The following is a 5,346-nucleotide window of genomic DNA, read 5'->3' as shown; positions in this document are numbered from 1 at the left end:
AGGCCTTTGAGTCGCAAGCATATCGACAAAAGAAAAAAGAAGCAGAAGAAAAAGCGATTGAAAGCTACCGGTTCAGCTGGGAAAAGCTCGAAAAACAAACAGCAGCCTGGGAGCGTCGAATTTCTTTGTAAGGCGTGTTTCATCACCGAGGACATCCCGAAGGAGGTAGTAACTCAGTTTGATATCATGGACCCCGGGGATCCGGCGGATCCGCCACGGTTTGGCTGTGAACAATGTGGAGGGGAAATGGTTCCGGTTTATTATGAAAGCATTCATGGTATCACTCATGATCATTCAAGGCTCAAAAAATAGGCTACGCCTTCACCCAAAGGGCGAGGCGCAGCCGAGCTTTTTTTAAAGAGAATCATAGGTCCGCCATTTGATAAGCGTTTGAGCATTCCTAAGCCTAATCAGCGCAACATGTGAATGAGAACCTTTTTTCTTCGCTTACCGCGGAGAAATCCTTCCGCTCGCCGTTCCGACAAAAAGGCGCTTCGCTCTTTTGGTCGGGGAAATGGGAAGCAGATAACTGTTAAAAAGGACGTCGGCCTGGTGCCTTACAGCCTTTTGTACGGCACCAGGCCGGGTCAGAAGGACAACACGTAGAAAAGAAGGAGGTGGTGCTGCTTGGCACTGCTGTATGGGTTGATCACTGCTGCCGCGTTTGGCGTCGGCGATTTTTTAGCCGGCCAGGCGACGAAGAAAGTATCGACGTTTGTCGTTGTTTTGTATGCACAGGCGGTCGGTGCGGTGCTGATGCTTCCGGTGGCGCTGTTCAGCGCCCATACGTTCAGCTGGGAGGCTGCGGTATGGGGCAGTCTCGGCGGCGCTGCGCTCGGACTCGGATTTCTTTTGTATTTTCATGCGCTTTCGATTGGGAAAATGGGCGTCGTTTCAGCCGTAACCGGCGTATCGTCCGCCCTCGTACCGATCATCGCCGGGCTCGGTCTCGGTGAACAGCCGGGGAGCGGGGCACTGATCGGTATTTTAATGGTGGTCGCTGCGATTGGTCTCATCTCGAAGAAAGAAGAGGGGGCGGCGCTGCCATCGACGTCGTCGAAGGTGCTGCTCGAAGCACTCGGAGCAGGGCTGCTGCTCGGACTCTTCTTCGTGTTTCTTCATGTTCCCGCTGCGGAGGAAGGCATGTGGGCGGTGTCGGCAGCGATGACTGCGTCTTTTGCAGCGGTCGCTGTGACGCTCCTGATTCGTCGGGAGAACCTGCGTCTGACGCGCTCTTCTCTTTCTTATACGACGTTTAACGGGATTCTGCAGGCGTTCGGCGCCGTGACATATGTGGCCGGCGTGAACATCGGCCTGATGTCGATCGTCGCTGTGGCCGGTGCGCTGTCGCCGATATTCACGGTCCTCTGTGCCAGAACCTTGATTCAGGAACGCTTATCCAAGATACAGTGGAGCGGGTTTACGCTGGCGCTGGCGGGTGTAGCGGTCCTCGTGTTCACGTCGTGACAGGCAGCCGTGCAGTTTAAAGAGATGCGGGTCATAAGGGAATCCGATGCTTAGCCGAATGAGAGCGGGGGTATAGAAAAGCGTGAAGGACGATTGGAACGGGAGGAGGCAGCTGGATGAGCGATTTGGACCGCATAAGAAAAGAAGAAAAACAGTACCATGAATTCTGTTACGACAAGTACGACTTATATGAAGAGGGTTCCTGGCTGAAAAAGCCTGCTCCGGTGATTGAGGATCATCTCGCCTTCATCTGCAAAAGAGAGAAGCCGCAGATTCTTGATCTTGGCGCAGGGGTAGGAAGGAACAGTATCCCGATGGCCAAGGCAGCAAAAGACGCGGGCGGCCGAGTGCAGGCGGTCGATTTTCTTGCTTCAGCGATGGAAAAACTGCGCGGATACAGAGAGGATTACAACGTAGCTGATGTGCTGGAATGTGTCGAGAGCGACATTGCGGATGTCGATATGCCGGAGAACGGATATGACCTGATTGTAGCCATCTCCAGCATCGAACACGTCGACAACCTTCAGACGTTTGAAAAGATACTCGACCGGATGCGGCTCGGCACGAAGCCGGGAGGCAGGGTGATCATCATCGCGAACTCCGATATCGAAGAATATGACTGGCATACCCGGGAGAAACGAGAGCCGCTGCTGGAGGTGCATTTGTCGACAAAGAATCTGCATGAGCAGCTGATGAAGGCCTTTGACGGCTGGAATATCCAGAGAGAAGATGTGAAGCCTCTCTCGTTTGAAGTCGTCCGCGACGGCAATCCGGTCCAGCTCAAATCACGGGCGCTCACGCTGGTAGTGGAGAAACCGGAAGACAAGGAAAGTGCCACCTGATTCAGTACAATAAAGAGGACCAGCAAAAACTTGGCGCGGGAAGGATGTCCTTCCCGCGCCAGGTTTCTTTTGCAGGCGTCTCTCTGTCCGACTGGAGAGGAGGTCGTCAGGAAGACCTGCCCGCTCATGAAAAATACGTTCCGCTCTCGTTAACAGCCCGTTACGCCGCCCGGAACGTCACGCCGGCAGGCTTCGTTAAACAGAAGAGCGGAAGAGCGAGCGGAGCGCGTGAGCGACCCCGTGCTCCGTATTGCTTTTCGTCTCTCTTGCTGCGGCCGCTTTCACTTGCGGATTCGCATTCGCCATCGCAAAGCTGGTTCCGGCTATTTGGAGCATCGATAGGTCGTTGAGGCTGTCTCCGATGGCCGCGGTCTGCTGCATCGGCACGCCGAGGTGTGCGGCGAGCTGTTCGAGGGCATTTCCTTTAGAGGCAGCCCGGTGCTCCAGTTCAAAGTTGAAAGGAGCGGACGAAACGAGCGTCAGGTCCTGGCGTTCCTTGAACTGATTCCAGCCGTGCTGGACTTTGTCTGGATGAATCGACATCGCGAGAATATTGTAGATATGAATATCCTCCGGTGCAGCAGCATCAAAACCGTCGATCCAGCGACGGCCCTTCTGACTGAACTGAGCGGAAAGAATCCGTTCGAGCAGGTCTTCGTCTATCGCCATCTCGACGGCCTGCTCTTTCTCCTCGAGAAGGAGATCCTTTCCCCAGGAAGGTGTCAATATGGCCTCCTGCGTGGAAATTTCAAAATAATACCTTTCCTGCTGCAGCCATTCGAGTGCAGGAAGGGCGGTCGATTTGTCCATCGGCTGATGATAGAAGCGTTCCTGGTCCGGGGTGTGGATACAGGCGCCGTTCATGCTGATCACCCATGGATTCAGACCGGTATTTTCGAGAATGTGAAAAACGTCGTAGAAAGCTCGTCCAGTGGCGATGGCCACCGTCATGCCTTCTGCTTCGGCTTCTTGGATAGCCTGAAGGTTTTCTTCGTCCAGCGATTTTTCGTTGTTTAATAACGTGCCGTCCAGATCAACCGCGGTTAACATTATCAAGGGGATTCCTCCTCTGTTATTATAAGGGTGACGCCACAATCATCGAGCAGCCCGGCCATTTGTCGTCCAGGGTACCTGTCGGTGATGAGTACATCTATGTCTTCGAGTCCGCCGCAGCGGTAGTAGTCCGTGTGACCGAACTTCGTGTGGTCTGCCAGAAGAATCACTTCCGAAGCCTGTTCCATCATCGCCTGTTTGACTCGCCCTTCCGCTTCTTCTCTCAGCGTCAGACCGTGCTCTGAAATACCGACCATTCCGAGGTAGGCCTGATCGGCATAAAACGAGCGAAGGCGCTCGACTGCTGCTGCGCCATAGAGAAAACGATGCTCAGGGTGGAACGTGCCGCCGATGAGTTCAATATCAATGGCACGGTTTGCCGCCAGCACATCGACTTGATTAATGGAATTGGTCAGAATGGAACAAGGCTTGGATGTCAGGGCTTCGGCCAGCGCCTGAACGGTAGTGGAAGCATCCAAAAGCAGACGAGCCCCCGGCAGAATATCAGCGGCCGCACGGACTCCGATGCGTTTTTTCTCCTGCGATACGAGCTGGAGCCTGCCTGCATAGCTGCGGACCGGCTCCATGGCTGCAGGCAGGAGAGCGCCTCCGCGGGTGCGGATGATCTGCCCTTCTTTTTCGAGCTGGACGAGGTCGCGGCGGGCGGTATCACGGGAGACGTCGAACAGTGTACAGATGTCATCTGCTGCGATCCGTCCCCGATCCTGCAGTTCTGACAGGATTGCGCCTCTGCGTTCTTCCTGGTACATAGCAGCCCCCCCTCATTCGTGATTGTCTTCATTCTACAAGTGTTTGTAAGTGAAATCAAGTAAATGTAAGTTTTATGCGTAAGCCAGCAGAAAACGGTATACTGGAAAAGAGAAAAGGAGGTGCGTGCGGATGAATATTGTTCAGGCACAGGCAGCGGATGCTGCGTATATTCACAATATTATGCTTCGTTCGTTTGCCCATTATCAGAACCACCCGGAACTGCCTTCAGGCGCACTGGAGGAGACGACGGTGTCGGTCTATCAGGCATTGACAGCCAGAGGAGAAGAGGCGCTGATCGTCTGGGATGACAACCACCCAGCGGCGATGGTGCGGTACCGCGACCAGGAAGACGGCATTGAATTTTTCCGCTTGTCTGTAGTACCGGAGTACCGTGGACGAGGCCTCGCCCGCCGCCTGATCCGGGAAGTGGAGCGGCGCTGCATCGATCGGGGAAAAGCGATCGTCCGATGCAAAGTACGGGCCGAAGAGAAAGCCAATATGAAAATGTACCGGCATATCGGTTTTGAAAAAGAAAAACAGGAAACATGGGAGCGGAAAGGAACGACCCTGGAAGTCGCCTTTATGAAGAAAAAAGCGGAGGCGGCAGCGGTAGAAGAGCCGCAGTAAATCGGCGTGACCTCCGGCATTCCCGCCCGACGATGGGGGTGGAAGGCAAGACGTCCGCATAAACGGATACGTACGAAAACAAACAGCATCGCAATGAACAAAAGCGCGGAACGCCTTTTGAGCGGAACGGCGGGCAGTGTCGCTGCAGGTTCTTTGAGGGAAGCATGGGTTCATCCTTCTTCCCGGGCAGCTGGCTGTGCCGTCACCCTGTATGAAAACTTATACTTCAAACAAGGACCGTCTCCAACCACTGTGGAGACGGTCCTTGTTACGGGATCATAGATACGTTACTTAGGGAGGATTTTAGACTGCGGCCAGAATAGCACCGTCTGGACATGTTCTCTTCCTCGAAGCAGGGACGGACTGTAGACAAGGCCCTGACTGCGGAAAGCATCTGCCTGGCATGGAGAACGGCCGTGGCGTGTGGCTCAACGCCGGAGCCAAGCTGAAGTTAGCATAATAAGTGCAAGACAAAGTGAGCCATGATTTAATGAGAGTTAAATCAAACGAGCAGGAGGAACATCATGGCGAAAAATCAAAGTAAGCATCACTCTCGAGAATTTCGGGATTACGTGGCCAAGCACGT

At 54.1% G+C, this 5,346-nt stretch carries 6 protein-coding genes; 4 read left to right on the top strand and 2 right to left on the bottom strand.

The window, feature by feature from the left end:
• The 3 genes from G477_RS21495 to G477_RS0114745 all read left to right on the top strand — a co-directional run.
• The coding region (locus tag G477_RS21495) for a hypothetical protein (protein WP_205622327.1) at positions 1-312 on the top strand (312 nt) is incomplete at its 5' end.
• Positions 313-627: 315 nt separating this feature from the next.
• Complete coding sequence (locus G477_RS0114750; protein WP_026698583.1) at positions 628-1,467, top strand: DMT family transporter; 840 nt, start codon at positions 628-630, stop codon at positions 1,465-1,467.
• Positions 1,468-1,583: 116 nt separating this feature from the next.
• Positions 1,584-2,309 (top strand): class I SAM-dependent methyltransferase, encoded by a 726-nt coding sequence (locus tag G477_RS0114745; protein ID WP_026698582.1) that lies wholly within the window; start codon positions 1,584-1,586, stop codon positions 2,307-2,309.
• 195 nt (positions 2,310-2,504) lie between these two features.
• Here the strand turns inward: G477_RS0114745 and G477_RS0114740 are convergent, their stop codons facing one another.
• Positions 2,505-3,359, bottom strand: a complete 855-nt coding sequence (locus G477_RS0114740) for a Cof-type HAD-IIB family hydrolase (protein ID WP_051288079.1) — start codon at positions 3,357-3,359, stop codon at positions 2,505-2,507.
• Positions 3,360-3,361: 2 nt separating this feature from the next.
• Positions 3,362-4,132 (bottom strand): DeoR/GlpR family DNA-binding transcription regulator, encoded by a 771-nt coding sequence (locus tag G477_RS0114735; protein ID WP_026698580.1) that lies wholly within the window; start codon positions 4,130-4,132, stop codon positions 3,362-3,364.
• Positions 4,133-4,262: 130 nt separating this feature from the next.
• On the opposite strand from G477_RS0114735, the gene G477_RS0114730 reads away from it, so the two are divergent.
• Positions 4,263-4,760, top strand: a complete 498-nt coding sequence (locus G477_RS0114730; protein ID WP_026698579.1) for a GNAT family N-acetyltransferase — start codon at positions 4,263-4,265, stop codon at positions 4,758-4,760.
• Positions 4,761-5,346 lie beyond the last annotated feature (586 nt).

This window comes from Alkalicoccus chagannorensis DSM 18086 (assembly GCF_000429725.1).
Classification (GTDB): Bacteria; Bacillota; Bacilli; order Bacillales; family Salisediminibacteriaceae; genus Alkalicoccus; species Alkalicoccus chagannorensis.
Note: the sequence above shows the minus strand (reverse complement) of the source record. Positions and strands in the feature narration are given on the sequence as shown.